This window comes from Isoptericola croceus (assembly GCF_029382255.1).
Classification (GTDB): domain Bacteria; phylum Actinomycetota; class Actinomycetes; order Actinomycetales; family Cellulomonadaceae; genus Isoptericola; species Isoptericola croceus.
Genome location: NZ_JARLLG010000001.1, coordinates 634,440 through 660,331, shown reverse-complemented (window position 1 = coordinate 660,331; position 25,892 = coordinate 634,440). Strand labels below are relative to the sequence as shown.

The 25,892-nt window shown below is 71.2% G+C and carries 27 protein-coding genes; 9 read left to right on the top strand and 18 right to left on the bottom strand.

Going from position 1 to position 25,892, the window contains the following annotated elements; genetic code table 11:
• Nucleotides 1-18 precede the first annotated feature (18 nt).
• On the top strand, nucleotides 19-570 hold the full coding sequence (locus PZC42_RS03025) for a YceI family protein (RefSeq protein WP_277208247.1): 552 nt from the start codon (nucleotides 19-21) through the stop codon (nucleotides 568-570).
• Between the two features lie 160 nt (nucleotides 571-730).
• On the opposite strand, the gene PZC42_RS03020 is transcribed toward PZC42_RS03025, so the two are convergent.
• Both PZC42_RS03020 and PZC42_RS03015 read right to left on the bottom strand, forming a co-directional pair.
• Nucleotides 731-1,414, bottom strand: coding sequence for a redox-sensing transcriptional repressor Rex (locus PZC42_RS03020; protein WP_277208245.1), 684 nt, complete (start codon nucleotides 1,412-1,414; stop codon nucleotides 731-733).
• The gene (locus PZC42_RS03015; protein ID WP_277208243.1) at nucleotides 1,411-1,701 is read right to left on the bottom strand and encodes a glutaredoxin family protein; all 291 of its coding nucleotides are present in this window, start codon (nucleotides 1,699-1,701) and stop codon (nucleotides 1,411-1,413) included. The genes PZC42_RS03020 and PZC42_RS03015 overlap by 4 nt, the downstream gene beginning before the upstream one ends.
• A 35-nt stretch (nucleotides 1,702-1,736) precedes the next feature.
• Between PZC42_RS03015 and PZC42_RS03010 the strand changes: the two genes are divergently transcribed.
• Nucleotides 1,737-2,552 carry an HAD family hydrolase gene (locus tag PZC42_RS03010; RefSeq protein ID WP_277208240.1) on the top strand — a complete coding sequence of 272 codons (816 nt, stop codon included), beginning with the start codon at nucleotides 1,737-1,739 and terminating at the stop codon, nucleotides 2,550-2,552.
• Between the two features lie 108 nt (nucleotides 2,553-2,660).
• Here the strand turns inward: PZC42_RS03010 and PZC42_RS03005 are convergent, their stop codons facing one another.
• Complete coding sequence (locus PZC42_RS03005; protein WP_003792170.1) at nucleotides 2,661-2,759, bottom strand: 30S ribosomal protein bS22; 99 nt, start codon at nucleotides 2,757-2,759, stop codon at nucleotides 2,661-2,663.
• A 144-nt stretch (nucleotides 2,760-2,903) separates the two neighbouring features.
• Nucleotides 2,904-4,079, bottom strand: a complete 1,176-nt coding sequence (locus tag PZC42_RS03000; RefSeq protein WP_277208236.1) for an acetoin utilization protein AcuC — start codon at nucleotides 4,077-4,079, stop codon at nucleotides 2,904-2,906.
• Nucleotides 4,080-4,128: 49 nt separating this feature from the next.
• Here PZC42_RS03000 and PZC42_RS02995 point away from each other — a divergent pair, with 49 nt between their 5' ends.
• Complete coding sequence (locus PZC42_RS02995) at nucleotides 4,129-5,547, top strand: TrkH family potassium uptake protein (RefSeq protein WP_438802892.1); 1,419 nt, start codon at nucleotides 4,129-4,131, stop codon at nucleotides 5,545-5,547.
• Nucleotides 5,548-5,626: 79 nt separating this feature from the next.
• Nucleotides 5,627-6,298 carry a potassium channel family protein gene (locus tag PZC42_RS02990; RefSeq protein ID WP_277208232.1) on the top strand — a complete coding sequence of 224 codons (672 nt, stop codon included), beginning with the start codon at nucleotides 5,627-5,629 and terminating at the stop codon, nucleotides 6,296-6,298.
• Between the two features lie 155 nt (nucleotides 6,299-6,453).
• On the opposite strand, the gene PZC42_RS02985 is transcribed toward PZC42_RS02990, so the two are convergent.
• From PZC42_RS02985 to PZC42_RS02935, 11 genes are read right to left on the bottom strand one after another with little or no spacing between them, the layout of a single operon-like run.
• On the bottom strand, nucleotides 6,454-7,632 hold the full coding sequence (locus tag PZC42_RS02985; RefSeq protein WP_277208231.1) for an Mrp/NBP35 family ATP-binding protein: 1,179 nt from the start codon (nucleotides 7,630-7,632) through the stop codon (nucleotides 6,454-6,456).
• Nucleotides 7,629-8,741 carry a 2-oxoacid:ferredoxin oxidoreductase subunit beta gene (locus PZC42_RS02980; protein WP_277208229.1) on the bottom strand — a complete coding sequence of 371 codons (1,113 nt, stop codon included), beginning with the start codon at nucleotides 8,739-8,741 and terminating at the stop codon, nucleotides 7,629-7,631. Before PZC42_RS02980 ends, PZC42_RS02985 begins: the two co-directional genes overlap by 4 nt.
• Complete coding sequence (locus PZC42_RS02975) at nucleotides 8,738-10,591, bottom strand: 2-oxoacid:acceptor oxidoreductase subunit alpha (RefSeq protein ID WP_277208228.1); 1,854 nt, start codon at nucleotides 10,589-10,591, stop codon at nucleotides 8,738-8,740. The genes PZC42_RS02980 and PZC42_RS02975 overlap by 4 nt, the downstream gene beginning before the upstream one ends.
• Nucleotides 10,588-10,926 carry a ferredoxin gene (fdxA, locus tag PZC42_RS02970; protein WP_277208225.1) on the bottom strand — a complete coding sequence of 113 codons (339 nt, stop codon included), beginning with the start codon at nucleotides 10,924-10,926 and terminating at the stop codon, nucleotides 10,588-10,590. Before fdxA ends, PZC42_RS02975 begins: the two co-directional genes overlap by 4 nt.
• Before the next feature lie 3 nt (nucleotides 10,927-10,929).
• Nucleotides 10,930-11,727: an ABC transporter ATP-binding protein gene (locus tag PZC42_RS02965; RefSeq protein WP_277208224.1), complete on the bottom strand. Its 798-nt coding sequence runs from the start codon at nucleotides 11,725-11,727 to the stop codon at nucleotides 10,930-10,932.
• Nucleotides 11,724-12,590, bottom strand: a complete 867-nt coding sequence (locus PZC42_RS02960; protein WP_277208222.1) for an ABC transporter permease — start codon at nucleotides 12,588-12,590, stop codon at nucleotides 11,724-11,726. The genes PZC42_RS02965 and PZC42_RS02960 overlap by 4 nt, the downstream gene beginning before the upstream one ends.
• A 5-nt stretch (nucleotides 12,591-12,595) precedes the next feature.
• Complete coding sequence (locus PZC42_RS02955; protein WP_277208219.1) at nucleotides 12,596-14,005, bottom strand: ABC transporter substrate-binding protein; 1,410 nt, start codon at nucleotides 14,003-14,005, stop codon at nucleotides 12,596-12,598.
• Nucleotides 14,006-14,015: 10 nt separating this feature from the next.
• Nucleotides 14,016-14,243 carry a 4Fe-4S dicluster domain-containing protein gene (locus PZC42_RS02950; RefSeq protein WP_277208216.1) on the bottom strand — a complete coding sequence of 76 codons (228 nt, stop codon included), beginning with the start codon at nucleotides 14,241-14,243 and terminating at the stop codon, nucleotides 14,016-14,018.
• A gap of 12 nt (nucleotides 14,244-14,255) precedes the next feature.
• Nucleotides 14,256-15,173, bottom strand: a complete 918-nt coding sequence (locus PZC42_RS02945) for a HEAT repeat domain-containing protein (protein WP_277208214.1) — start codon at nucleotides 15,171-15,173, stop codon at nucleotides 14,256-14,258.
• Nucleotides 15,170-16,939: a fumarate reductase/succinate dehydrogenase flavoprotein subunit gene (locus PZC42_RS02940; protein ID WP_277208211.1), complete on the bottom strand. Its 1,770-nt coding sequence runs from the start codon at nucleotides 16,937-16,939 to the stop codon at nucleotides 15,170-15,172. The genes PZC42_RS02945 and PZC42_RS02940 overlap by 4 nt, the downstream gene beginning before the upstream one ends.
• Before the next feature lie 5 nt (nucleotides 16,940-16,944).
• Complete coding sequence (locus PZC42_RS02935; protein WP_277208207.1) at nucleotides 16,945-17,736, bottom strand: GntR family transcriptional regulator; 792 nt, start codon at nucleotides 17,734-17,736, stop codon at nucleotides 16,945-16,947.
• A gap of 230 nt (nucleotides 17,737-17,966) precedes the next feature.
• Here PZC42_RS02935 and PZC42_RS02930 point away from each other — a divergent pair, with 230 nt between their 5' ends.
• Together PZC42_RS02930 and PZC42_RS02925 are read left to right on the top strand one after the other, a co-directional pair.
• Nucleotides 17,967-18,701, top strand: a complete 735-nt coding sequence (locus PZC42_RS02930; protein ID WP_277208204.1) for a GntR family transcriptional regulator — start codon at nucleotides 17,967-17,969, stop codon at nucleotides 18,699-18,701.
• Nucleotides 18,698-19,426 carry a TSUP family transporter gene (locus tag PZC42_RS02925; protein ID WP_277208202.1) on the top strand — a complete coding sequence of 243 codons (729 nt, stop codon included), beginning with the start codon at nucleotides 18,698-18,700 and terminating at the stop codon, nucleotides 19,424-19,426. Before PZC42_RS02930 ends, PZC42_RS02925 begins: the two co-directional genes overlap by 4 nt.
• An 18-nt stretch (nucleotides 19,427-19,444) precedes the next feature.
• Here the strand turns inward: PZC42_RS02925 and proC are convergent, their stop codons facing one another.
• Together proC and PZC42_RS02915 are read right to left on the bottom strand one after the other, a co-directional pair.
• Nucleotides 19,445-20,272 (bottom strand): pyrroline-5-carboxylate reductase, encoded by an 828-nt coding sequence (gene proC / locus PZC42_RS02920; protein ID WP_277208200.1) that lies wholly within the window; start codon nucleotides 20,270-20,272, stop codon nucleotides 19,445-19,447.
• Nucleotides 20,273-20,286: 14 nt separating this feature from the next.
• Entirely contained in the window at nucleotides 20,287-20,949 is a 663-nt protein-coding gene (locus tag PZC42_RS02915) for a hypothetical protein (RefSeq protein ID WP_277208198.1), read from the bottom strand.
• Nucleotides 20,950-21,027: 78 nt separating this feature from the next.
• Here PZC42_RS02915 and radA point away from each other — a divergent pair, with 78 nt between their 5' ends.
• The gene (gene radA, locus PZC42_RS02910; RefSeq protein ID WP_277208197.1) at nucleotides 21,028-22,503 is read left to right on the top strand and encodes a DNA repair protein RadA; all 1,476 of its coding nucleotides are present in this window, start codon (nucleotides 21,028-21,030) and stop codon (nucleotides 22,501-22,503) included.
• A gap of 9 nt (nucleotides 22,504-22,512) precedes the next feature.
• On the top strand, nucleotides 22,513-23,598 hold the full coding sequence (disA, locus tag PZC42_RS02905; RefSeq protein ID WP_277208195.1) for a DNA integrity scanning diadenylate cyclase DisA: 1,086 nt from the start codon (nucleotides 22,513-22,515) through the stop codon (nucleotides 23,596-23,598).
• 36 nt (nucleotides 23,599-23,634) lie between these two features.
• Here the strand turns inward: disA and PZC42_RS02900 are convergent, their stop codons facing one another.
• The gene (locus tag PZC42_RS02900; RefSeq protein ID WP_277208192.1) at nucleotides 23,635-24,894 is read right to left on the bottom strand and encodes a hypothetical protein; all 1,260 of its coding nucleotides are present in this window, start codon (nucleotides 24,892-24,894) and stop codon (nucleotides 23,635-23,637) included.
• A gap of 116 nt (nucleotides 24,895-25,010) precedes the next feature.
• Between PZC42_RS02900 and PZC42_RS02895 the strand changes: the two genes are divergently transcribed.
• Entirely contained in the window at nucleotides 25,011-25,889 is an 879-nt protein-coding gene (locus PZC42_RS02895) for an HhH-GPD family protein (RefSeq protein ID WP_277209266.1), read from the top strand.
• Nucleotides 25,890-25,892: the final 3 nt, after the last annotated feature.

Genomic DNA, 25,892 nt, shown 5'->3' with positions numbered 1-25,892 from the left:
AACACAAGGAGCAACCCCATGGCTACGCCGCTGCCCTCAGGCCTGACCGCCGGCACCTACGTCATCGACGCCGCGCACTCCACCGCGTCCTTCGCCGTCCGCCACGCGGGCATCTCGAAGGTCCGGGGAACCATCGACATCACGGCGGGCACGATCACCGTGGGCGACGACCTCGAGTCCACCTCGGTCTCCGCCGAGCTCGACGCCGCGTCGGTCAACACCGGTGACGAGAACCGGGACGGCCACCTCAAGAGCGCCGACTTCTGGCACGCAGAGGAGAAGCCCGTCTGGTCGTTCGCCTCGAAGGGCATCTCCGTGGACGGCGACGCCTACGTGATCTCCGGCGACCTCACCATCAACGGCGTGACGAAGCCCGTCGAGCTCCCCACCGAGTTCGCCGGCACCGCCAAGGACCCGTTCGGCAACGACCGCGCCGGCTTCGAGTCCGAGCTCGAGATCTCCCGCCAGGAGTTCGGCCTGACGTGGAACGCCGCGCTCGAGACCGGTGGCTTCCTCGTGGGTGACAAGGTCAAGATCGCGCTCGACGTCTCGGCGATCTCGCAGAACTGACGGCCCGCCCCCGCGCGGTAGCGCCGGCGGAACCCTCGAAGCCGGGTGTCGGGTCCCGTGCACGGTCGTCAAACCCGAAGTGGAGGGCGCGCAGCGCCCGTGAACGCGACCGTGCACGGGACCTGACACCCGGCGGAGCGTCACCCAGCCGGAACGAGCGCTACCCGGCGGAGACGCCGTCCGTCCCCGCGGAGGCGATGCCGTTGGCATGCCGCGCCGCCGCATGGAACGCCAGGATCTGCAACTCCCCCGCCACGTCCACGCTGCGCACGACGACGTCGTCGGGCAGGTGCAGCGCCACCGGGGCGAACGAGAGGATCTCCCGCACGCCCGCCGCCACGACCCGCTCGGCGATCTCCTGCGCCGGGGGGCCCGGGGTCGCCAGCACCACCATGGACACGTGACGCTCGACGATGACCTGCTCGAGCCCGTCGACGTGCTCGACCTCGATCCCGGCTGCCCGCCCGCCGACGATGGCGGGGTCGGCGTCGAACAGCGCCACGACCTGGAACCCTCGGGCCGCATAGCCCGAGTAGTTGGCCAGGGCGTGCCCGAGGTTGCCGACGCCGACGATCGCCAGCCGGTGCTCCGAGCCGAGGCCCAGCGCCGCGGCGATGTACGACGACAGCGACTCGACGTCGTACCCCACGCCTCGTGTACCGAACGAACCCAGGTACGACAGGTCCTTGCGCAGCTGCGCCGACCCCACGCCTGAACGTTCCGCCAGGTCGGAGGACGACGTCGTCTCCACACCTTCACGGGTCAGGTCGCGCAGCGCGCGCAGGTAGAACGGGAGCCGCGCCACCGTCGCCGCGGGCACCGTCACCTCACCGATCTCGATCACGTCTTCTTCTTCCCTCCCGGGGGCCGGGCGAGCCGCCGCGCCAGCCGCGCCGCGTCGACCCGCCAGAATGCCTGCTGCACGCCGTCCACCTCGACGACGGGCACGTACTCGCCATACCGCTCCACCAGGGAGGGCTCGGCATCGATGTCGATCTCCTGCCAGGTCTCTCCCGCGTCGGCGCACACCGCCGCGACCACCGCCCGCGCTTCGTCGCACAGGTGGCAGTCCGCCCGGCTGTACACGACCACCCGCGAGGCGATGTCGGGTCGGATCGAGGGCCTGCTCACGAGCACAGCGTATCCGCGCTACTACAGTGGGCGGCATGTCGTCTCACGCTGCGCCCCCGGTCCGACCGACGGCGGCAGCCTTCTTCGACGTGGACAACACCATCATCCGGGGCGCCAGCGCGTTCCACCTGGCCAGGGCGCTGTACCAGCGGCGGTTCTTCGGCACGGCGGACCTGCTGCGCTTCGCCTGGATCCAGGCGAAGTATCTGGTCTTCGGCGAGTCGCGGTCGCAGATCGAGACGGTTCGGTCGCGGGCGCTGTCGCTCCTCGCCGGCCGGTCGGTCGCGGAGATCACCGCCGTCGGCGAGGAGGTCTACGACACGGTCCTGGAGCTGCGCATCTTCCCTGGGACCAAGCGCCTGCTCGACGAGCACCTGGCGGCCGGCGACCAGGTCTGGCTCGTCACCGCGACCCCGGTGGAGATCGGCGGGCTCATCGCTCGCCGCCTGGGAGCGACCGGCTGCCTGGGCACGATCGCCGAGCACGAGGACGGCTACTACACCGGTGCGCTGGTGGGCGACCTCATGCACGGCGAGACGAAGGCGGCAGCCGTCCGTGAGCTGGCCGAGCGCCAGGGCCTGGACCTCGAGGCGTCCTACGCGTACGGCGACTCGCTCAACGACCTGCCGATGATGCGGTCGGTCGGCCACCCCTGCCCGATCAACCCCGACACCCGCCTGCGTCGGCACGCGAAGGACGTCGGCTGGCCCATCCGCGAGTTCCGGGGGCGCGGCCAGCGGGTCGCCGGGAAGGGCGTGCGCACGGCGTCGTGGGCGGGGGCCGCCTGGGTGCTGGGTCTCGTGCTGCGAGCGGTCCAGCGCAGCGTGCGCAGGCGGCTGCAGGGGCACTGAGCCCGGAGACGGTGCGGGCCCTGGGCCCGCACCAGAGACGCAAGGAGCCCGGCACCCCAGTACGGGGTCCGGGCTCGGTGCGTTCGGCCCGCCGTCGGCGGGCCTGCGTCACTTCTTGTTGCGACGCTGGTGACGCGTCTTGCGAAGCAGCTTGCGGTGCTTCTTCTTCGCCATACGCTTGCGGCGCTTCTTGATGACGGAGCCCATGAGGTCCTCACAATGCTGATCGGTGATGGAAGGCCGGTTGGTCCCGACGATCCTGTGCCCAGGAATCCTGGGACCAAGCACTGCCGACCAACGCGAAAAAGTCCGTCCCCCAGAGTACCCGAAATCGATGGGTGCCCCGAACCGTCAGTCGAGGAAGGGGTCGAGCCCGAGCCCTGGGAAGACGTGCCGACGGGTCGCCAGGACGGCTCGGTCCACGGCGTCGGACGGGTCGTACCCCTCGCTCCACGGTCGCCACGCCACGTCCCCCCGGCCGAGGTTCCGCGCGGCGTCGAGCCCCGACATCCTCTCCACCGCAGCACGCCACGGCTCGGGCAGCGGCGTCCCCGGGGCGATGGGCACGTGGGCGGCCTCGGCCACGAGCGCGGTCCACACCAACGGCACGACGTCGACGACGGCGTACCCTCCGCCGCCGAGCGCGACCCACCGGCCCTCGCACAGCTCGTGGGCCAGGGCGTGCACCCAGGACGCGGCCGTCACCTGCGCGTCGATCCCCACGTTCAGGTCGGTCAGCGGGTCGTTGCCGTGGGCGTCCGTGCCGTGCTGGGAGACGATCGCGTCAGGCCGGAACTCACGCAGGACCAGCGGCATGACCGCGTCGACGGCGCGAAGCCAGCGTGCCGAGTCGGTGCGAGGCGGCAGCGCGACGTTCACCGCCGAGCAGTCCGCCGTGGAGCCACCGGTGTCCGCCGGGTTGCCGGTCCCCGGGAAGAGCGTGTGGCCGTCCTGGTGCACCGACAGCGTCAGCACCCGGGGGTCGTCCCAGAAGATCGACTCGACCCCGTCACCGTGGTGGGCGTCCAGGTCCACGTACGCGACCCGCTCGGCTCCGAGGTCGAGCAGCCGCTGCACCGCGGCTGCGGCGTCGTTGTAGAGGCAGAACCCGGAGGCGGCCGCGCGGCGCGCGTGGTGCATCCCCCCGGCGACGTTCACACCGTGCTGCGTCGCCCCGGCCCACACGCTCTCCGCGGCCGCCACCGAGGCGCTGACCAGACGGGACGCCGCCTCGTGCATCGTGGCGAAGATCGGGTTGTCCTCGGTGCCGAGCCCGCGGGCCAGGTCCGGTCCACCGGCACGGGCAGCGCGCCGCACCGCGGCGACGTAGTCCTCGTCGTGCACCGTCAGCACGAGCTGGTCGCTGCTCGGCGGGATCCGCACCACCTCGAGCGACGGCTCCTCCAGCAGACCGAACGCCTCGACGAGCTGCATCGTGAGGTCGAGCCGCGCCGGCGCCATCGGATGCCCGTTGCCGAAGTCGTAGGTCAGGAGCTCAGGACTCCAGAGCAGCCGGGCGACGGACATCCCGCCACCGTAGCCGAACCCGTGGCAGGCTGGGCCCGACGCCTGGCGGATGAGACGACGGAGGAACCGGTCGGTGGCGACGAGGTGGCGGAATCGCGGTGTGACGCTGCGCGAGTGGGTCGACCGCACCGCCCGCGAGTACCCGGCCCGGCTGGCGATGACCGTCTTCGGTGCCGTCATCACCATCTTCACCCTGCTGCTCCTGCCACCGTGGGCGACCGCCTCGGGCACCGGCGCCCGCTTCGTGGACGCCCTTTTCACGGCGACGTCGGCCGTCTGCATCACGGGGCTCGTCGTGGTCGACACCGGCCTGTACTGGTCGGAGTACGGCCGCGCCGTCATCCTGGTCGGGATCAAGGTCGGCGGGCTGGGCGTGATGACGATCGCCTCGCTGCTCGGTATGGCGGTGTCACGCCGCATCGGGCTGACGCAGAAGCTGCTCACGGCCTCGGAGACGAAGACGGGCACGTCACGGCTCGGGCAGGTCGGCGACCTCATCCGCATCATCATCCTGGTCTCGACGTCGATCGAGATCGCCATCGCAACCGTCCTGCTCCCCCGGTTCCTGGCACTCGGCGAGAGCATCGGCAGCGCCGTGTGGCACGCCGTGTTCTACGGCGTGTCCGCCTTCAACAACGCAGGATTCGTCCCGACCCCGGAGGGCCTGGTCCCCTACGCCGCGGACTGGATGGTCGTGGTGCCGATCATGCTGGGCGTGTTCATCGGCGCGCTCGGCTTCCCCGTGATGCTCAACCTGCTCCACTCCCGACGCTACGGACAGCAGTGGATCCGGCACCTGTCGCTGCACACCAAGCTCACCGTGACCACGAGCGTCGCCCTGTTCGTGGCGGGCTTCGTGGTGATCGGGGCCATGGAGTGGGCGAACCCCCGCACGCTGGGCGAGCAGGACGTCCCGACGAAGGTGCTGTCGGCGGCGTTCGCCGCGGTCATGCCTCGTTCCGGCGGGTTCAACACCGTCGACACCGGTGCGATGAACCCCGAGACGTGGCTGGTCACCGACGCCCTGATGTTCGTGGGTGGCGGCTCGGCGTCGACCGCCGGGGGCATCAAGGTCACCACCCTTGCCGTGATGCTCCTCGCGATCCTCGCCGAGGCCCGCGGCGACCGGGACATCGACGTCTTCGGGCGGCGCATCCCCCGCGACACGCTGCGGCTGTCCATCGCGGTCGTGTTCATCGGCGCGACCATGGTGCTGGCATCCTGCATCGCCCTGCTGCGGATCACCGACTTCTCGCTGTCGGAGATCCTGTTCGAGGTGATCTCGGCGTTCGCCACCGTGGGGCTGTCGACAGGGATCACCGGGGACCTGCCGGACGCCGGCAAGTACGTCCTGTGCGCCCTGATGTACCTCGGGCGGGTGGGCACGATCTCCGTGCTCGGCGCGATCGCCCTGCGGGACCGGCGACGGGTCGTACGCTTCCCCGAGGAGCGCCCGGTGATCGGGTGAGGAGCAAGGTCACCGCCCGCAACGGAACCGCAGGCTCACCCGACAACAGGTCCGGGTGGTATGGGAGGAAGAGGACTTCGTGGCAGACAAGAAGGCACCTGAGCGGGACGCCGGGGTGCTCGTCATCGGGCTGGGCCGCTTCGGCTCGTCCCTCGCGACGACGCTCGACCGGTTGGGACAGGACGTGCTCGCCGTGGAGACCGACGACCGGCTCGTCGCCCAGTGGTCGGGCCGGCTCCCCGTCGTGGAGGCCGACGCCTCGAACCCGGAGGCGCTGGAACAGCTCGGCGCACGGGACTTCGGCGTGGTCGTGGTGGGGGTGGGCACGGAGCTCGAGGCATCGGTGCTCATCGCCGGCAACCTGGTCGACCTGGGCACGCCGCAGATCTGGGCCAAGGCGGTCTCGGCGGAGCACGGCCGCATCCTGACGCGCATCGGCGCGCACCATGTGGTCTTCCCGGAGTCCGACGCCGGAACGCGCGTCGCTCACCTGGTCAGCGGCAAGATGCTCGACTACATCGAGGTGGAGGACGGTTTCACGATCGTCAAGATGCGCCCTCCGCGCGAGATGCAGGGGTTCACGCTCGCGCAGTCGGACGTCCGCAAGAAGTACGGCGTGACGGTCATCGGCGTGAAGTCCCCGGGCATCGACTTCGCGTACGCAACGCCGGAGACGAGGGTCAGCGCCAACGACCTCCTCGTGTGCTCGGGTCACGCCGACCTGCTGGAGAGGTTCTCGTCGCGGCCCTGACGCCGTCGGACCGTGGTCTCAGGTCCGCTCGAGCACCTCGGGTCTTGCCCGAGCCGGACGGGCCGAGCAGTCCGATCACCTGGCCGGTGGGCACCTCCAGGACGACGCTCAGCCCGCGAGTCCGCACGGCCAGGGTGCCGGCGCTGGGCGGTTGGTCAGCAGGTGGCGCACATGCCCGACGAGCAGCAGCCCCCGGTGGTGCTACCAACGAACGGCAGCGAGCGCAACGGCCTGGCGACCTGGTTCGCGAGCCAGCCGCCGATGGCTCGCAGCGACTCCGCGGCAGGGATCGGGTCAGCGCCCTCGAGCACCACGGGCACGCCCCGGTCGCCTCCGGTGCCGATGCCCGGCTCGATGGGCACCTGACCGACGAGCGGCACGACGTAGCCGAGCTCTCGTGTCAGGGTCGCGGCCACGGCGGCACCTCCACCTTCGCCGAAGGGTGTCCACCGTCGGCCGTCGGGAAGCTCGGCCCAGGCCATGTTCTCGATGACCCCGAGGACACGTTGCTTGGTCTCCTTCGCGACGGTGCCGGCGCGCTCCGCCACCTCGGCCGCGGCCAGGTGGGGCGTGGTGACGACGAGGTACTCGGCGTGCGGCAGGAGCTGTGCCAGGGAGATGGTGATGTCACCGGTGCCGGGCGGCATGTCGATGAGCAGGACGTCCAGCTCGCCCCAGTAGACATCGACGAAGAACTGCTGCAGGGCTCGGTGGAGCATCGGCCCGCGCCACATGACGGGCGCGTTCCCCTCGGTGAACATCCCCATCGAGATGACCTTCACCCCGTGGCCCGTCGGCGGCATCAGCATGCGGTCGACCTGCGTCGGGGCCGCGGTCGTCCCCAGGGCACGCGGGATGCTGTGGCCGTAGATGTCGGCGTCGATCACCCCGACGCGCAGTCCGCGCCGGGCGAGATCGGCGGCGATGTTGGCCGTGACGCTGGACTTGCCCACGCCGCCCTTGGCCGAGGCGATGCAGTACACCTTGGTGGTCGAGTCGGCGGCGGCGAAAGGAATGGTCGGCTCCGCTGATCCGCCGCGGAGGAGCTCACGCAGGTCACCACGCTGCTGGTCCGTCATCACGCCGAGCTCGACATGCACTGCCTCGACCCGCGGAAGGACCTCGACCGCAGCAGTCACCTCCCGCGTGATGCGGTCCTTCATCGGGCAGCCGGCGACGGTGAGGACCACCGTGACGGTGACGTCACCGCCGTCGATCGCCACGTCACGCACCATGCCGAGCTCGGTGATCGGCCGACCTATCTCCGGATCGAGGACGGTTGCCAGGGCGGCCTGGACGTCGTCGGCGAGCGGGATCACTTCGGTCATGCTCATGCGCTGGCTCCTCGGTGGCTAGGGACGCTCCACACGTCTCCGTCGAAGATGAGGTCCTCCAGGTCTGGAGGGCTGGCCTTGCTCGCGTCCTCGCCCTGGCGACGGACGTCGTCGTCGTAGGCGGGACGAGACACCGCCCGGAAGACGCCCGTGACGACGTGCGACAGGTCCTGGGTGGAGAGCCGCGAGAGGGCGAAGGCGGTGGTCGGGTCCGGGTCCGCCGGGTCGTGGACCAGCACCTGGGCGGGATCTGCCTCGTCCCGGGCGACGACGCGCAGGGCGCCGCCCTCCCGGACGACCAGGTGGGAGTGCCGCCCCTGGTCGTCCAGCTCGCCCAGACCGACGGGACTCCCCGGCACCAGCCTGACGAGGTGACGGTCGCTCCCGGGCTGCTTCAGGACGTCGAAGGCGCCGTCGTTGAAGATGGGGCAGTTCTGGTAGATCTCGACCAGGGAGGCTCCCCGATGCTCCGCCGCCTGCCGGAGCACGTCGGCGAGACCTTCTCGGTCGGAGTCGAGCGCACGGGCGACGAAGGACGCCTCGGCCCCCAGTGCCAGCGAGACCGGGTTGAAGGGCGCGTCCGGCGCGCCGAGAGGGCTCGACTTGGTCACCATCCCCTGGTTGCTGGTCGGTGAGTACTGGCCCTTGGTGAGGCCGTACACGCGGTTGTTGAACAGCAGGACGGTGATGTTGACGTTCCTGCGCAGCGCGTGGATCAGGTGGTTGCCGCCGATCGACAGCGCGTCCCCGTCGCCGGTGATGACCCAGACGGACAGATCAGGGCGGGCGACCGCCAGCCCGGTGGCGATCGCGGGTGCGCGGCCGTGGATGGAGTGCATCCCGTAGGTGTCGAGGTAGTAGGGGAACCGGCTCGAGCACCCGATGCCCGAGACGAAGACCAGGTTCTCCTTCTGCAGGCCGAGAGTCGGGAGCATCGCCTGCACCGTGCTGAGGATGATGTAGTCCCCGCAGCCCGGGCACCAGCGCACCTCCTGGTCGGACCGGTAGTCCGCGGGCTTCTGTCCCTGCGGTCCGCGGGGCACGAGCGCGAGTCCCGAGATCGGCTGCTGCTCCTCCTCGACCTGGACCGGTTCGTCGAGCGTGGTCATGCCGCGGCTCCTTCCATGTATGCGAGCACCGCCGCCTCCAGGTCGCCCGCCTTGAACGGCTGTCCGGTGACCTGGGTGTGGCTGATCAGATGCGTGGCCCCACGACCCCGGAGAAGGAGCGCCAGCTGACCGAGGTTCATCTCGGGGACGATGACGCGCTCGTACCGGGCGAGGACCTCGTCGAGGTTGGCCGGGAACGGGTTGAGGTGCCGCAGGTGGGCATGGGCGACGGAGACTCCCCGCGCGGCCAGCCGACGGCACGCGTCCTGGATGGGGCCGAAGGTGGAGCCCCAGCCGAGGACCAGTGTCCGGGTGGTTGCCGGGGAGGGATCGTGGACGTCGAGGTCCGCGACGTCGATGCCGGCGATCTTCTGCTGGCGCAGCCGCACCATGAACTCGTGGTTGGCCGGGTCGTAGGAGATGGCGCCGGTGTCAGCGGCCTTCTCCAGACCGCCGATGCGGTGCTGCAGCCCGGGGGTGCCGGGGATCGCCCACGCACGGGCCAGCGTCTCGTCGTCCCGGAGGTAGGGCCAGTGGGTCCCGCTCCCGTCCGCCGCGTTGGGTTCCGTCGAGAAGTCGGGACGGATGTCTGCCAGCTCGTCGATCTCGGGAAGTCGCCACGGTTCTGCGCCGTTGGCGAGGGCTCCGTCGGACAGGAGGAGAACAGGGGTCCGGTAGGTGACGGCGATCCGGGCCGCCTCCAGGGCGGCGTCGAAACAGTCCGCCGGCGTGCTGGGCGCCACGACCGCGACCGGCGACTCGCCGTGCCGACCGAACATCGCCTGGAGGAGGTCTGCCTGCTCCGTCTTCGTGGGCAGCCCGGTCGAGGGCCCACCTCGCTGGACATCGACGACGAGCAGCGGGAGCTCGGCCATCACCGCGAGGCCGATCGTCTCCGACTTGAGGGCGAGACCGGGCCCGGAGGTCGTGGTGACGCCGAGCGCTCCGCCGAACGAGGCACCGAGGGCAGCACCGACCGCGGAGATCTCGTCCTCGGCCTGGATGGTGAGCACCGGGAAGTTCTTGTGCTTCGCGAGCTCGTGCAGGATGTCGGAGGCAGGGGTGATGGGGTAGGTGCCCAGCACCACCTTCATCCCGGACACCCATCCCGCAGCGATGATGCCCAGAGCGAGCGCCGCGTTGCCGCTCACGTGCCGGTAGGTTCCCGCGGGAAGCGCTGCGGCCGGCACCTCGTAGCTGACGGCGAACATCTCCGTCGTCTCACCGAAGTTCCAGCCGGCTCGGAAGGCGAGGACGTTCGCCTGCGCCACCAGCGGCTTCTTCGCGAACTTCTGCCGCAGGTAGTCCTCCACCACCTCGGTCGGCCGTCCGTACATCCAGGACAGGAGCCCCAGCGCGAAGAGGTTCCGGCACCGCAGGGCCTCCTTGCGCCCGAGGCCGAGCTCGCTGACAGCCCCGAGGGTCAGTGCGCCCATGGTGACCTGATGGATCGTGAGATGGGCGAGAGACCCGTCACTGAGGGGGTCCGACGCGTATCCGGCCTTGGCGATGTTGCGCTTGGTGAACTCGTCGGGATCGACGATCACGACACCGCCCACCGGGACGTCGGCGGTATTGGCCCGGAGCGCCGCGGGGTTCATCGCCACGAGCACGTCGGGAGCGTCGCCGGGGGTGAGGATGTCGCTGCTGGCGAAGTGGACCTGGAACGAGGAGACGCCGTGCACCGTGCCCTGCGGTGCTCGGATCTCCGCCGGAAAGCTGGGGAACGTCGCCAGGTCGTTGCCGAACGCGGCTGCCTGCCCGGTGAAGCGATCCCCGACGAGCTGCATGCCGTCGCCCGAGTCGCCGGCGAACCGGACGACGACCCGGTCGATCCGCTCGGTGCTCATCGGGCAGGTGTCCCGGTCACGAGAGGGGTGTCCACGCCGATGTCACCGACGTCCGCGGCCCCACCGGGGTTGCCCACGGGCGCTGGCCGTCCGGGCAGCACCTCGGTGAAGAAGCGGGCGTTGTCCTCCACGAAGGCGAGCTCCTCCTCCAGCGCGTCGTCGGCCTGGAAGATCGCCTCGGCCGGGCAGACGGGTTCACAGGCACTGCAGTCGATGCACTCGTCGGGGTTGATGTACGCGCTGCGTTCGCCGATGTAGATGCAGTCCACGGGGCACTCGTCGACACAGGCGCGGTCGGTGACGTCGATGCACGGGGCTCCGATGACGTAGGTCATGTCTCAGTCCTTCAGGTCTTCAGTGGAGGGAAGCTGCCCGTGGCCGAGCAGCGCGAGGATCTCCTTGCTCTGCCGCGCGAACTCCGGTTGCAGCTGGGCGTCGGGGTCTCGAGGGCGGGCCACGGCGACGATCCGCGCGACCCGGGCCGGGCGCGGTGTCAGGACGACGACCCGGTCGGCGAGCAGCAGGGCCTCCTCGACGTCGTGCGTCACGAAGAGGACGGTGGTGCGTCGCTGCTGCCACACCGAGATCAGCAGCCTTTGCATGTCGAGCCGCGTCTGGGCGTCGAGGGCGCCGAACGGCTCGTCCATGAGCAGCACCCGCGGCTCTGCGGCAAGGGTTCGCGCGAGCTGGACGCGCTGGCGCATGCCGCCGGAGAGCTCCTTGGGCAGGTGATCGGCGAACGGCGTCAGGCCCACCTGGTCCAGCAGCTCGAGTGCGAGCTGCTTGCGCTCCCGTCGCGGAACCCCGCGCATCGCCAGCGCGAACTCGACGTTCCGCCGGGCCGTGCGCCACGGCAGCAGCGCGTCCTCCTGGAACACCATCGCGCAGTGGGCTTCCGGGCCGTTGTGGACCAGGCCGTCGATGCTCGCGGCGCCTGCTGCGATCGGCTGCAAGCCCGCGAGAGCTCGCAGGATCGTCGACTTGCCGCAGCCCGAAGGGCCGAGGAGCATGACGATCTCACCGGGTTCGACCCTCAGATCGACCTCCGCGGCGGGACCGTCCGGGTAGTCGATCCGGATGTGGTCGAGGTCGACGGGTGCGCCGGCGTCGGTGGTGGTGATCGCCGCGGGGCTCATCGCGCCTCCCCCGGAAGCCAGCGGTTCACCCGGCGGCCGAGGCGCTCGATCAGCCAGGACGTGGTGAACCCCATCGCTCCGATGGTCAGCATCCCGGCGACGACGCCCGCGTAGTCGAGCAGCGAGTAGGACATCCAGGTCCAGTAGCCGACGCCGAACTGGCCGGAGATCATCTCGGCACTGATGACACAGATCCAGGCCACCCCCATGCTGACCGACAGACCGGAGAAGATCGCCGGCATGGCACCCGGGAGCACGATGTGGAAGAGGACCTGTCGTCTCTTCGCACCGAGGGTCGAGGCTGCGTCCATCCAGACCAGGGGCAGCGTCTTCATGGCGTGGATGGTGGCCACCGTGACCGGGAAGACCGCCGCGAAGAAGGTGATGAACACGATGCCCTGCTCGCTGGTCGGGAACAGCAGGATCGCGAGGGGGACGAGCGCGATCGCAGGAATCGGGCGGGCGATCTCGATCAGGGGGCGCAACAGGGCCGCGACGGCCTTCGACCGGCCGATCCCGATCCCCACGACGACCCCCACCAGGCCGGCGAGCACGAACCCGGACAGGATCCTTCGCAGGCTCGAGACGACATGCTGGCGGAACTCGGCCGTCCCCAGCTGCGCACCCAGCGAGTGGTAGACGTCCAGTGGCCCGGGGATCTTGTCGAACCGCACCCAGGCGATCACGTCGTACCAGGTCAGCAGGTGCCAGGCCAGCACCGCACCGACGATCGGGACGACCGGGAGCGACCTGGCTGCCACGGTGGCCAGTCGGCCGCCGCCGGGCGGGGGAAGGACTCGCTCGACGAGCGGCACTTCGGCAGCCTCGACAGCGGGAAGCGCCCGTTCCTGTGTGGTGGTCATGGCGCTCACACGCCCTCGAGGGCTTCGTCGTACTCCAGCACCTCGGCACCCGCGTGCTCCGCCGCGTAGGCGTCCGCGTCTCCGACCGTGGCGAACGGAAGCATCTTCTCGGTCTCGCCGAGGGCCGGGTCCATCACCCAGGTGGCGAACTGCCCGAAGATCCGCGTTCCCGACGCCGTGTCCGGGACGTACAGCGAGCGGTACTCCCCGCCCTGGGCGACCAGCATCAGCAGGCACGTGGGCGTCGCTGCGACCTCGGTGGTGGCGCTCCCCGCCGGCCAGGCCTCCGACGCGGTCGCCGCCTCCTCGACCTCACGGTCGCAGACCTCGTCGTGACCGGTGATCGCGGAGGCATTCGCCGTGTCGGCCCGCACCGTCGCGTAGTCGGCGCCGTAGACCTCCTGGAGCGGACCCTCGTCGACGAACGCGTCGACGTCGAGCTCCTCCAGCGAGCCGAGCTCCTTCAGGAACGGCAGGCCCTGCTCGACGGCGTCGATCAGCTGCGGCTTGATCGTCAGGTCGAAGGTGACCGCACCGTTCGGTCCGTTGTAGAGGTAGACGAGCTCGGGAGGCAGCCCGGTCGCGGCGGCGACCTTCTCCGCGGCGTCGAGGGGATGCTCCTGCAGGTACTCGGTCGCTTCTTTCTGGGCCGCGAGGAAGGCCGTCATGACCTCCGGGTTCTCCTCGCTGTACTTCTCGTTCGCCACCACCCCGTGGAACGTGGGGGTTCCGGTCCTGCCGTCGTGCAGGAGCCTGCCGGTACCCTCGAAGACCGCCTTCTGCGGGAACGGGACGAACTGCGCCAGCGCGGCGACCTGCTTCGACTCCAGCGAGGTCATGCCCACGGGCGGGTCCTGGCCGAGGATGTCGACGTCCTCGGGCGACAGGCCTGCGCCGTCGAGCGCCCGGACGAGGTTGCCGTGCGCGGTCGAACCGAGGCTCGTCGAGACGACCTGGCCGTCCAGGTCGTCCAGGGTGGTCGCCGTGGAGTCCGTGGGGACCACGATCTGGTTGAGCGCGCCGTCCAGGTTGTAGCCGGTGACGCTGACCCACCGGGTCTTGGCAGATCCGAGTGTCGCCGACTTGGCCCCGTTGACCGACAAGGGGTAGTCACCCATGGAGCCGATGTCGACCTTCTCGGCGATCATCTCGGCGGTGAGCGGGGGTCCTGAGGCGAAGTCGTGCCAGCTGATCTCGTAGGTCTTCCCGCTCTTCTGCGACGCCTCGTCCAGATGCTTCTCGAGCAGCTCCAGCTCGCGCATCAGTGTGCCGGCCGTGACGGTGTTGATGGTCTTGGACTGGTATCCGACGGCGACCACGACGGTGTCGCCGGCGGCAGCGCCGGCACAGCCGGCGAGGACGCCGCCGGTCAGGACGAGCACGGCGGTACAGGCCGCCATCCTGGTGATGTTCACGGTCTCCTCCTCAGCGCAGCAGGTACGGGATGTTGACGGTCACGGCGTCGACGGGGCAGCGGGCGGCGCAGGGGCCGCAGTACCAGCACTCGTCGACGTGCATGTAGGCCTTGCCCGAGTCGGGGTTGATCGCCAGCGAGTCCAGCGGGCACATGTCGACGCAGAGCGTGCACCCATCGATGCACTTCTCCTCGTCGATCACGACCGGCACGTCGGAACGGGATGTTGCGTGAGCCATGGATGATTCCTCTCAGGAAGGGAAGTCGGCTTCGGATTCCAGGGCGATGCGGGCGAAGGCACGGACGTCGGCGTCCGCATCTCCTTGGGCGCGAAGCAGTGCCTCGCGCACGTCTGGGTGCTGGGACAGGCGGGGGGTCAGGGCCTTGACGGCGGCCTTGCGGACATCCAGATTCTGATCAGCGGCAGCGACGATGAGCGGTTCGACGGCACCGTCAGCCGTCGACTCGATGAGGGCCGTGGCGGCCGCCTGTCGCACTTCCCAGGCGGTGTCCGCCAGTGCGGAGACAGCGAGCCCGGCGGCATCGTCGGTGCAGCCGGTCTCGCCGAGCGCGTTCAGGGCCGCAGCACGAGCAAGGTGGTCGCCGTCGTCGTGCATCCCGACGAGCGTGGCGATCCCCCGAGGGTCACCGACCGCTCCGATACCGCGGGCAGCCGCGATCCGGATCCGGGGTTCGGGATCCCGCGCTGCGACAGCGAGGCCGTCGAGGTCGTCCAGGGAGACGAAGCCCAGGACGACCTCCCGGCGGACATGTGGGTCCGGGTCGGACAGGTATCGCAGGAGGTCGGCACTCGACGTGAGCCGGTGGCGCCACAGTGCACCGACTGCGGCGCACCGTGTTCCTGCGTCGTCGCTGCTCGTCGCGACCTGGAGGTGCTCCACGAACTCCGGGCCGGGCCGGAGCACCTCACGCAGCTCACGCAGCAGGTCGGCCGCGCGCTCGCGTACCGCCTCGTCCGGGTCGGTCAGGGCCGCCGCGAAGTACGGCGTGGCCTCTTCCCAGTCGTCACCTGCCTCGCTGAGTACCGCGAGCGCGGTGCGGCGGACCTCAGGATCGTCGCTCTGGAGATAGGGCTCGAGCTCCTGTGCGGACGGGGCCTCGTCGACCAGCTCGAGCAGGGCGAGGATGCGCGCGTTCGGGGCGCTCATCGCCATGCCTCCGCCAGCTCGACGCCCTGCGGGGCGAGCGCGTCCGGAACACCGTCGGGTCGCACGAACCCCGGTACGGGCACGATGTAGGGGGCCACGGGCCGCCGCGCGAACGTCATCCCCGCGGTCGCGGGGTCCTTGCTGAGGTTGAGGTGGCAGAACCAGCTCGCGTCGTCCTGCTGGGGGATGTCGTCGCGGGCGTGGTAGAGCCCCCACCGGCTCTCGGTGCGCTCGAGGGAGGACCGGGCCGCCATCTCCGCGCAGTCCCGGATGAAGCTGACCTCGGCACAACGCATCAGCTCGTGTGGCGTGCGAGCGCCCATCTGCGCGATGTCGGTGCGCATGCGTTCGAACGCCTCGACACCCAGGGAAAGGTAGCGCTCCGTCTTGGGAGGCTGCAGGTAGTCGTTGACGAAGCGGCGCAGCTTGTACTCGACCTGAGGCTGCGGCGGCCCGTCCGGGTTGGACGCCGGCCGGTAGATCAGCTCGTGCGCGGCCTCGATCTGGTCCTCGGGCAGCTCCGGGTGGGACGCCGACCTGGCGAAGGTCGCCGCGTCCTCGCCGGCGATGTCGCCGTACACGAAGGCGCCGATCATGTAGTTGTGCGGGACCAGCGCCATGTCGCCTGCGGCGTAGAGGCCCGGAACGGTGGTCCTGGCGTGCTCGTCCACCCAGACACCCGATGCGGAGTGGCCGCTGCACAGCCCGATCTCCGAGATGTGCATCTCGATGTCGCGATCCCGGTAGTTCGTCCCGCGACCCTCGTGGAACGTCCCGCGGGTGGGGCGCTCGGTGGTGTGGAGGATGCCCTCGATCTCACTGATCGTCGCGTCCGGGAGGTGGCTCAGCTTCAGGTAGATGGGTCCGCGCGAGCTCTCCAGCTCTCGCTTGACCTCCGCCATCATCTGCCCGGACCAGTAGTCGCAGTCGACGAAGCGGTTGCCTTCGCCGTTGACCTGGTAGCCGCCGAACGGGTTGGCCACGTAGGCGCAGGCCGGGCCGTTGTAGTCCTTGATCAGCGGGTTGATCTGGAAGCACTCGATGCCCGACAGCTCCGCGCCGGCGTGGTAGGCCATGGCGTAGCCGTCACCGGCGTTCGTGGGGTTCTCGTACGTCCCGTAGAGGTATCCGCTGGCGGGCAGGCCCAGTCGACCAGCGGCACCGGCGGCGAGGATCACCGCCCCGGCCGACACGGTCACGAACTCGCCGGTCCGGGTGTCGAAGCCGACGGCACCGACCGCCCGCCCGTCCACGGTGAGGATCCGGACCGGCATGAGCCGGTTGGTCATGGTGACGTGGGAACGTACGTTGCGCGACCGGAGCTCGCGGTAGAGGACCTTCTTGACCTCCTTGCCCTCGGGCATCGGGAGGACGTAGCTGCCGGAGCGGTGCACCTTGCGGACGGCGTACTCGTCGTGCTCGTCCTTCTCGAACTTGACCCCGTAGGACTCCAGGCGCTGCACCATCTCGAAGCCGCGGGTCGCGGTCTGGTAGATGGTGCGCTGGTTGACGATGCCGTCGTTCGCGACGGTGATGTCGGCCACGTAGTCCTCGGGGGTCGCCTTGCCCGGGACGACGGCGTTGTTGACGCCGTCCATGCCCATGGCCAGGGCGCCCGAGTGGCGGACGTGCGCCTTCTCCATGATCAGGACGGAGGCCCCGTTGCTGGCCGCCGTCAGCGCGGCCATCGTGCCCGCCGTGCCACCGCCTACGACGAGGACGTCACACTCGAGGTGGCGTCGATCGGATACTTCGGGAATCTGCATGGCCTCTAGTCGCTTTCTGTGTCGTGCCGGGACGTGAAGGGGTTGGCGAGAGGGGTGCGCTCCAGCCAGCTGGCCAGGGTCATCCGGTCTCCCCGGTAGCGCAGGAACTCGAGGTCGACGGGCCGGCCACCGTCGGCGTGCGTCAGTCGCTCCACGAACAGCAGCGGCGACCCGGGGCGGATGCGGAGCATCCCGGCGACCACCCGGTCGGCGACCATGGCCTCGATGCGCAGCCGTGCGGCACCGAGCGGCAGGCCGAGCTCGCACTCGATGAGCTCGAAGATGTCGCGGTTCTCGAGGTCGAGATCGAGCAGCGGCTCACCGATGTCGGCGGGGAAGTAGCTGGCGTCGAGGGTCACCGGCTCGCCGTCGAAGGAGCGGACGCGCTCCAGGCAGAGGACGGGCGAACCTGCTTCGACCTGGAGCCGCTCGGCGACCAGGGGCACGGCCGGCACGATCTCGGCCAGGACGACGGCGTTGGTGACGCGGGGTTGTCGCGACCCGAAGGTCTCCGCGAGGCCTCGCAGCCGGTCGAGGCCGTGGACGAGCCTTCCGGCGACCACGAAGGTGCCGGAACCCTGGATGCGGGTGATCAGGCCTTCGTCGCGCAGGAGCGAGAGCACCTCGCGGATGATGTTGCGGCTGGCGCCGAACTCCAGGGCGAGCGCGGTCTCCGGTGGGAGTGGCTCTCGACCGTAGACGCCCTCGAGGATGCGGGTCCGCAGGACGTCACGGATCCGGCGGACAGGCCCGGAACGCCGCCCTGCGGGCACCGGGTCATCCGTTGTCGGCTTCATGCGAGGACTCTCGGGGGCGCGGGTTACGTGCCATAGCGCCTCCCGTTACCCGACAGTTACGCCTGCCTCACGTGACCGGACTGCCCGCTGACCTCGGGAAACACGGAGATGCGTGATGATCCGCCGGAAAGAGATGGGGATCCGCCGGGCAGATCGCGACCGACGTACACCCTCGTCGTCGTCGGCGGCGGCCCGACGCCCGAAAGTCATTATGTTGTTATACTAACTTGGTGCCAAGACAACCGCTCTACGCCCAGATCGAAGACGCGCTGCTGACCAGGATCACCGACGGCCTCGCTCCCGGAGACCGGCTGCCGACGGAGGACCAGCTGATCGAGGAGTTCGGCGCGAGTCGCATCACGGTCCGGCGCGCCGTCCAGAACCTCGTGGCCCGGGGGGTCGTCGTGACCCAGCAGGGCCGGGGCACCTTCGTCGCCGAGCGGCAGCTCGAGCAGCCCCTGACCGCACTCACCGGGTTCGTCGAGGACATGGAGGCCCTGGGCCTCGGAGCCTCCGCGGAGCTGATCACCGCCGAGACGGTGCCGGCCTCCCCTGACGTCGCCGCCCGGCTCGACCTGCTGACGGGGTCACCGGTCGATTTCATCGAACGCGTACGGCTGGCCGAAGGACGGCCGGTCTCCTTCGACCAGACCTGGCTCCCCGGCGGGCTCGCTGAGGGCGTGGTCGGCGAAGACCTCGAGAACCAGCCGATCTTCACCCTGCTCGAGGAGAAGTACGGCATCCCGCTGCGCGATGCGACCTACCGCATGCGTGCGACCAGCGCCGCCGAGCACGTCGCTGAGCACCTGCAGATCGCACCCGGAGAACCCATCCTGCTGGTCGAGCGCACCACGTTCACCACCGGCCAGGAACCCATCGACTACGAGCTCCTGCACTACCGGGGCGACGCCATCACGTTCGTCACGAGCCTGAGCCGCCCCGCGGCGGCCGGGGCCACGAGGTGACCGAGACCCTCGGTCTGGCGGCCGTGTGCCTCGCCGTGGCCGTCGGGGCTACCGCCCAGCGGATCACCGGCATCGGGATCGCCCTGGTGAGCGCACCAGCCCTCGTGCTGATGTTCGGCCCGCTGACCGCGGTGCCACTGTGCAACCTGATGGCCCTGCTGCTCAACATCGGGATCCTGCTGACGTCCCTCCGCAAGATCGAGTGGCGCCGGGCAGCCACCATGGCGGCCGGGTCGGTGGTGGTCATCCTGGCCCTCTCCCCCCTCATACGGCGGGCGGACCAAGCGATCCTGCAGGCCACGATCGGCGTCGCGGTTCTCAGCGCCATCGCGTTGACCTTCTGGCTGAGGACGCGGAGCGGGCTGTCGGGCGACTCGACGCTGGCACGGGTGTTCGCCGGTGCCAGCGCTGGAGGCCTCGGCGCGGCCGCGGGTCTGAGCGGTCCTCCGCTGGCGATCTACGCGGTGCGCACCGGCTGGGCCGGGCCGACCTTCGTCCCGACGCTCCAAGGTGTCGCCGCGGTCATCAACGTCCTTGCCGTGGCAGCGGCTCCGCGCATCTCCATCCCGCCCCTGTCGTGGGCCGTGCTCATCGGGGCGCTAGGAGCGGGGGCCGCCGCCGGCGCTCTTCTCGCGCCCCGAGCCGACCCCCGCGCGATCCAGACGGCGGCGCTCGCGCTCGCTGGCGTCGGGGCGATCGTCACGATCGTCGTGGCACTGACGTGACTGCCGTCGCCGCGCCCGTCAGCCCAGCTCGGCGGCCAGCTCGCGAGACCGGTCACGCGCCGCCTCGAGCGCGGTGAGGAACGCGGCCCGGACACCGCCGTCGTCCAGCCGCTTGAGCGCCTGGATGGTGGTTCCCCCGGGCGAGGAGACCTTCTCGCGCAGGATCGCCGGATGCTCGCCCGTCTCCGCGAGGAGCCTGCCGGAGCCGAGCACCGTCTGCACGGCCAGGCGCCGCGCGACGTCGCGGGTCAGGCCCATCAGGACGCCGGCCTCGGCCATGGCGTCGACCACGTAGAACACGTACGCGGGCCCGGAACCGGCGAGCGCCCCGAACGCGTCGATGTCCTTCTCGGTGATCCGCACGGTCTCGCCCGTGCCGGCGAGCAGGGCCTCGACGAGCGCGACGTCGCCGTCCCCCGCGGTGGGTCCGGGGACGACGGCGGTCACCCCGGCGCCGACCTGCGCGGGCGTGTTGGGCATGGTCCGCACCACGGGCTGCCCGTCGGGCAGGTGGCGCGCGTAGAGGGACAGCGGCAGCCCGACGGCGACGCTCACCACGACGGCGTCCGCCGCCAGCGCGCCGGCGACGGCGTCGAGCATCGTGACGACGTCCTTCGGCTTGACGCCGACCACGACGACGCGCGCCCCGGCGACGGCCTCGAGGTTGTCGGCCGTGGTGCGCACGCCGTACCGCTCGGCGAGCTCGACGCCGCGCTCGGGCCGCCGCACGGTGGCGACCACGTCGGAAGGCGCCAGCCCTGAGGCGAGCGCGCCCGCGAGGACGGCCTCGGCCATGTTCCCGGTGCCGAGGAACGCGACCCTGGTCCCGGCGATCTGCGTGCTCACGAGTCGTTCTCCTCCTAGAGGGGGAAGGCCTGGTAGAAGTCCTGGACGAGCTGGTCCGGTCCGGACGCCTGGAACACGGCGGTGCCGTTGCGCCAGGTCACGACCGACTGCCCGGCGGCGGTGCCGGGGGTGACGGTGTAGGTGCCGGCGGTCTCGTCGCCGACGGTCACGTCGCCCTCGGCGGTCGGGGTGCCGGCCGCCTCGAGCAGGGCGGCGTGCACCTCGGAGGCGGCGTCCGCGTCCGACCACTGGCCGGCCACGAGCGCGACCTGCTCGCCGCCGTCGGGCCCGTCGCCGTAGGTGACGTCCCACGCCTCGATCGCGTCGGCGTCCTCGACCCACTCGTTCTCGGCGACGTCGAGCCGGACGAGCTGCAGCACCGACCCTGGCATCGCGGACAGGAAGTCGGTGGCGTCGTCGGGCAGGTCGGCCGGGTCGGCCGTCGGCGTGGGCGGGGCGGCCGTCACGGTGACGTCCGGCAGGGGCTCCGCGTCCGGACGGGCGAACCCGGGCCACACGAAGGCGGTCACGAGGGCGATGACGGCGATCGCCACCAGCGCGACGACCAGGCCGATCTTGCGGCGGCGGACGACGGCCGCCCGCGACGTGTTCTGGTGCACCTTGTCCCCCGGGGTCCGGAAACCCGGGGACATGTACCCGGGCCGCTGACCGACCATCGATGTCCTCCTGCTCTGCCACACACCGGCGCTGCCGACGGCGGCGTCGCGCAGCAGCCTACGTGCTGACCCCCGCCGATGTCGGTAGCACGGCCTAGCGTGACGTCCGTGAGTACCACGACCTCCGCGCGCTCCCGCGCCTCGAAGTCCTCCCGTCCGGGGTTCCGCTGCAGCGCGTGCGGCTGGACCACCGCGAAGTGGGTCGGCCGCTGCGGTGAGTGCCAGGAGTGGGGCACGGTCGCGGAGGAGGGCCCCGCCTCGGCGGGGCCTCGCACGACGGCAGTGAACCCGGTCCGCTCCGCTGCCCGGCCGATCGCGGAGATCGACGTGGACGCCGCCCGGGCCACCCCGACGGGCGTGGAGGAGCTGGACCGGGTCCTCGGTGGCGGGCTCGTCCCCGGCGCCGTCGTGCTGCTCGCCGGCGAGCCGGGGGTGGGCAAGTCGACGCTGCTGCTCTCGGTGGCCTCGAACGCTGCTCGCGGTGCGGACGGCGTGCCGCGTCCCGTGCTGTACGTGACGGGCGAGGAGTCGGCCGGACAGGTCCGGTTGCGCGCAGAGCGCATCGGCGCGCTCGCGGACACCCTGCTGCTCGCGGCGGAGACGGACCTGGCCACGGTGCTCGGGCACCTGGAGGCCGCCGACCCTGCCCTGCTGGTGGTCGACTCGGTGCAGACGATCGCCTCGGCGGAGGTGGACGGCGCCCCGGGCGGTGTGAGCCAGGTGCGCGAGGTGGCCGGCGCCCTCATCGCCGCGGCGAAGGAGCGCCAGGTGCCGGTCCTCCTCGTCGGGCACGTCACCAAGGACGGCACGGTCGCCGGCCCACGGACCCTGGAGCACCTGGTCGACGTCGTGTGCCAGTTCGAGGGCGACCGGCACTCCCGGCTGCGGATGGTCCGCGCGGTCAAGAACCGGTTCGGGCCCACGGACGAGGTCGGCTGCTTCGACCTGTCAGAGGCCGGCATCGTGGGGCTCAGCGACCCGAGCGGGCTGTTCCTGTCGCACCTCGGCGCGGGGGTGCCGGGCACCTGCGTCACCGTGACACTCGAGGGGCGCCGGCCGCTCGCGCTGGAGATCCAGTCGCTCGTGGCCCCCTCCCCGCTGGCGAACCCGCGCCGGGCCACCAGCGGCGTGGAGTCCCAGCGGCTCGCCATGATCCTCGCGGTGCTGCACCGGCATGCCGGGCTGCGACTGGCCGACTCCGACGTGTACGCCTCGACCATCGGCGGCGCCCGGGTCACCGAGCCGGCCGCGGACCTCGCCACCGCGCTGGCCATCGTCTCGGCCCGCACCGGGGACGCCCTGCCCGCGGGCACCGTCGCCGTGGGCGAGGTCGGGCTCGCCGGTGACATCCGGCCCGTCACCGGGCTGGAGCGGCGTCTCACCGAGGCCGCCCGGCTCGGCTTCACCCGCGCCGTCGTGCCGGCAGGGACAGCGGCCAAGGCGCCGGCCGGCCTCCGCCTCGCCGAGGCGCGACACATCGCCGAGGCCGTCGAGCTCGCCGCGCAGGGCGACTCGGCGAGCGCCACCCGTCGCCGCAGGGAGAGTACGTCGTAGAATGCCCACGTGGCTCCCTCCAACGCGCACCCCGACGCCCTGCTGCGGGAGACCCTTGCCGCCGTCGCACCCGGGACGGAGCTGCGCGACGGGCTCGAACGCATCTTGCGTGGCCGCACCGGCGCGCTGATCGTCCTCGGGCTCGACAAGACGGTCGAGGAGATCTGCTCCGGAGGGTTCGTGCTCGACGTCGAGTTCTCCGCCACCCGGCTGCGCGAGCTGTCCAAGATGGACGGCGCCGTGGTCCTCGACCGCGACGCCACGCGCATCCGGCGGGCCGCGGTCCAGCTCCTGCCCGACCCGACGATCGAGACGAGCGAGTCCGGTACCCGGCACCGCACCGCCGAGCGGGTGGCGAAGCAGACCGGACTGCCGATCGTCTCGGTGAGCCAGTCGATGCGGATCGTCGCCATCTACATCGGCGGCATGCGGCACGTCCTGGAGGACTCGGACACGATCCTGGGCCGCGCCAACCAGGCTCTCGCCACGCTGGAGCGGTACCGCTCGCGGCTCGACGAGGTCTCCGGCACGCTGTCCGCCCTCGAGATCGAGGACCTCGTGACGATCCGCGACGTGTGCGCGGTCGTCCAGCGCCTGGAGATGGTGCGCCGGATCTCCGACGAGATCGACGGCTACGTCGTCGAGCTCGGCACCGACGGCAGGCTGCTCGCGCTCCAGCTCGACGAGCTGATCGGCGGCATCGGCGCCGACCGCGACTTCGTGGTGCGCGACTACGTGGACGTGGACCGCGCGGGACGCACCATCCAGGACGTCCACGCCGACCTCGCGGCGCTCGACTCGGCCCAGCTCCTCGACCTGTCCCAGATCGGCCGCGTCCTCGAGCTGCCGGGCGGCGGCGTCGCCCTGGACGCCGCGGTCGCCCCGCACGGGTACCGGCTGCTGTCCAAGGTGCCTCGCCTGCCGACGTCCGTCATCGACCGGCTCGTCTCGCACTTCGGCGGGCTGCAGAAGCTGCTGGCCGCCAGCGCCGAGGACCTCATGGGTGTCGACGGTGTCGGCGACCAGCGGGCCCGCGCGGTGCGCGAGGGACTCTCGCGGCTGGCGGAGTCCAGCATCCTCGAGCGGTACGTGTAGGCGCACCCACACCGAGCGGCGCGACGAGCCGAGGCCTCAGTCCTTCGTGTCGTCCTGTGGCGCGTCGTCGTCCGAGGACGTGTCCTCACCGTCGTCCGCCGACTTCTCCGCCTTCTCCGACTCGTCCGCCTCCTCGGAGCTCTCGGGAGCCGACTCCTTCGCCGGGGACTCTGCCACCGTCACGGTCACCGGGTCGCCGGCCGCGTCGGGGACGTCAGCCAGCGAGATCGCGGCGGTGTACTCGCCGGCCGGGAGGCGCTCGCGCTTTCCCTCGCAGCCGGGCTCCGACGAGGACCCGCTCCAGCGGACCGTCATGTCCCACGTGTCCAGGGCGTTCTGGACGCCCAGCAGCAGGTCGCTCCCGCCACCGCCGCCACAGTCGGCGGAAGACCACACCCGCTCGCCCTCGGCGTCGGTCACCACGACCTGCATGCTGGATCCACGACCGTCCAGCAGGCAGGGCATCCGACCCTCGTTGGTCACGCGCAGCGTGAAGGGCAGCATCTCGCCAGGGGCCAGCGTGGTCGATCCGGCGGCCAGGTCGAGCTCGACGGCGCTCGCCGTGCAGGTCTCGGCCGGACCGGACAGGTCGATCGGGTCCGGCGGTGCCGCCTTGTCGGCGGTGAGGTCCGGGCGCGGCTCAGGCCACAGGTCACGCACGACGTCGACGGCGCGCCCGATCCCATAGCCGCCGGCGGTGCCCAGCCCCACGAGCAGTCCGAGGGTGAGCAGTACGACCAGGGCGCCGTTGCGCAGTGATCGACGACGGCGGAGCTGCGCTGCCGACGGCTTCTTCGGCCGGCGCTGCGGCGTCTTGCGAGGCGCCTGCTTCGCGCGAGGACGCGGGGTGGCACCCGGGGCGACGAGGCCGTTCGTCGTCACCTTGCGCCCGGGAGCGTTCCGGGTGGTGCGGCCGGACGGTGCCAGCCTCCGCTCGGGGGTCCGCGCCGCTGGCTTGCGAGCGGGCTTGCGAGCAGCTGGCTTGCGGGCAGCGGGCGCCGCACCCGCCTTGCGCGAGGCGCTCCCGGCCGCGGGCGTCCGTTGCGCACCCGACCTCGCCGCGGGCTTCTTCCTCGGCTGCCCCGTCGACGTCTTCGGAGCGGGCTTCTTCGCGGCGGGCTTCTTGGCGGCAGGCTTCTTCGCGGCAGGCTTCGCGCCCGACGACGAACCGGCCGAACCACGCGCCGTCGTCCGCTGCGACGACGATCGTGCCGACGCGCCCGACGACCGCGTCGAGGGCGTTGCCCGCCCCCCACGCGAGGGGCCACCCCGGCCCCGGCCCTTCGCTGCCGCCACTGCACTCCCGCCTTCTGAACAGTTCTTTCCGGTGCCACGCTACGTCGTCGGGCATGCCGCTCCACGCAGCCGCGCCGCTCGACCAGCGTGCCCGGCACGGGTCCGGACCAGGCACAATGGCGACCGTGCACGAACTGGTCGAGCGGGTCACCGCGTGGTACGGCGACGCTGCCCGTGATCTGCCGTGGCGGGCACCGGACCGCACACCGTGGGGGGTGCTGGTCAGCGAGGTGATGCTGCAGCAGACTCCGGTCGCACGCGTGGAGCCGGTGTGGCGCGCCTGGATGGAGCGCTGGCCCGCACCGTCAGACCTCGCCGGTGCACCCACGGCCGACGTGCTGCGTGCGTGGGGTCGGCTCGGCTACCCCCGCCGGGCGCTGCGCCTCGCGGACTGCGCCCGCGCCGTCGTCGAACGCCACGGCGGCACCGTCCCCGCCGAGGAGGAGTCGCTCCTGGCGCTGCCCGGGGTCGGGGAGTACACGGCTGGAGCGGTGCAGGCCTTCGCGTTCGGACGGCGGTCCGTCGTCGTCGACACGAACGTGCGCCGGGTGCAGGCCCGGGCCGTCAGCGGGGCCGCGCTGCCCGCGCCGTCCTACACGGCGGCCGAGCGCGCGCTCGCAGCATCGCTGGTGCCCGACGACGACGAGACCGCGGCAGCCTGGGCCGCTGCCTCGATGGAGCTCGGTGCGCTGGTGTGCACCGCACGGGCACCGCGCTGCGAGGCGTGCCCGCTGCGCGCCGCCTGCGCATGGCGGCTCGCCGGGTTCCCACCGGACGAGCACGCTGCCCGACGGCGGACCCAGGCCTGGGAGGGCACGGACCGCCAGGTCCGGGGCCGCGTCATGGCGGCGCTGCGAGGCGCCGACGCTCCCGTCCCGCGAGCGCTGCTCGCCGACGCCGGGCCGGCAGCACAGCTCGACCGCTGCCTCGCCGGCCTCGTCGAGGACGGCCTGGCGGAGACCGACGACGCCGGGCGATACCTGCTGCCGGCGTGAGCA

Bases quoted from the DNA above. Each gene is read 5' to 3' on its own strand.
- PZC42_RS03025 (WP_277208247.1), top strand. From the start codon at position 19: ATGGCTACGCCGCTGCCCTCAGGCCTGACCGCCGGCACCTACGTCATC.
- PZC42_RS03010 (WP_277208240.1), top strand. From the start codon at position 1,737: ATGTCGTCTCACGCTGCGCCCCCGGTCCGACCGACGGCGGCAGCCTTC.
- PZC42_RS03005 (WP_003792170.1), bottom strand. From the start codon at position 2,759: ATGGGCTCCGTCATCAAGAAGCGCCGCAAGCGTATGGCGAAGAAGAAG.
- PZC42_RS03000 (WP_277208236.1), bottom strand. From the start codon at position 4,079: ATGTCCGTCGCCCGGCTGCTCTGGAGTCCTGAGCTCCTGACCTACGAC.
- PZC42_RS02995 (WP_438802892.1), top strand. From the start codon at position 4,129: ATGAGACGACGGAGGAACCGGTCGGTGGCGACGAGGTGGCGGAATCGC.
- PZC42_RS02985 (WP_277208231.1), bottom strand. From the start codon at position 7,632: ATGAGCATGACCGAAGTGATCCCGCTCGCCGACGACGTCCAGGCCGCC.
- PZC42_RS02980 (WP_277208229.1), bottom strand. From the start codon at position 8,741: ATGACCACGCTCGACGAACCGGTCCAGGTCGAGGAGGAGCAGCAGCCG.
- PZC42_RS02975 (WP_277208228.1), bottom strand. From the start codon at position 10,591: ATGAGCACCGAGCGGATCGACCGGGTCGTCGTCCGGTTCGCCGGCGAC.
- fdxA (WP_277208225.1), bottom strand. From the start codon at position 10,926: ATGACCTACGTCATCGGAGCCCCGTGCATCGACGTCACCGACCGCGCC.
- PZC42_RS02965 (WP_277208224.1), bottom strand. From the start codon at position 11,727: ATGAGCCCCGCGGCGATCACCACCACCGACGCCGGCGCACCCGTCGAC.
- PZC42_RS02960 (WP_277208222.1), bottom strand. From the start codon at position 12,590: ATGACCACCACACAGGAACGGGCGCTTCCCGCTGTCGAGGCTGCCGAA.
- PZC42_RS02950 (WP_277208216.1), bottom strand. From the start codon at position 14,243: ATGGCTCACGCAACATCCCGTTCCGACGTGCCGGTCGTGATCGACGAG.
- PZC42_RS02945 (WP_277208214.1), bottom strand. From the start codon at position 15,173: ATGAGCGCCCCGAACGCGCGCATCCTCGCCCTGCTCGAGCTGGTCGAC.
- PZC42_RS02940 (WP_277208211.1), bottom strand. From the start codon at position 16,939: ATGCAGATTCCCGAAGTATCCGATCGACGCCACCTCGAGTGTGACGTC.
- PZC42_RS02935 (WP_277208207.1), bottom strand. From the start codon at position 17,736: ATGAAGCCGACAACGGATGACCCGGTGCCCGCAGGGCGGCGTTCCGGG.
- PZC42_RS02915 (WP_277208198.1), bottom strand. From the start codon at position 20,949: ATGGTCGGTCAGCGGCCCGGGTACATGTCCCCGGGTTTCCGGACCCCG.
- radA (WP_277208197.1), top strand. From the start codon at position 21,028: ATGTCGGTAGCACGGCCTAGCGTGACGTCCGTGAGTACCACGACCTCC.
- PZC42_RS02895 (WP_277209266.1), top strand. From the start codon at position 25,011: ATGGCGACCGTGCACGAACTGGTCGAGCGGGTCACCGCGTGGTACGGC.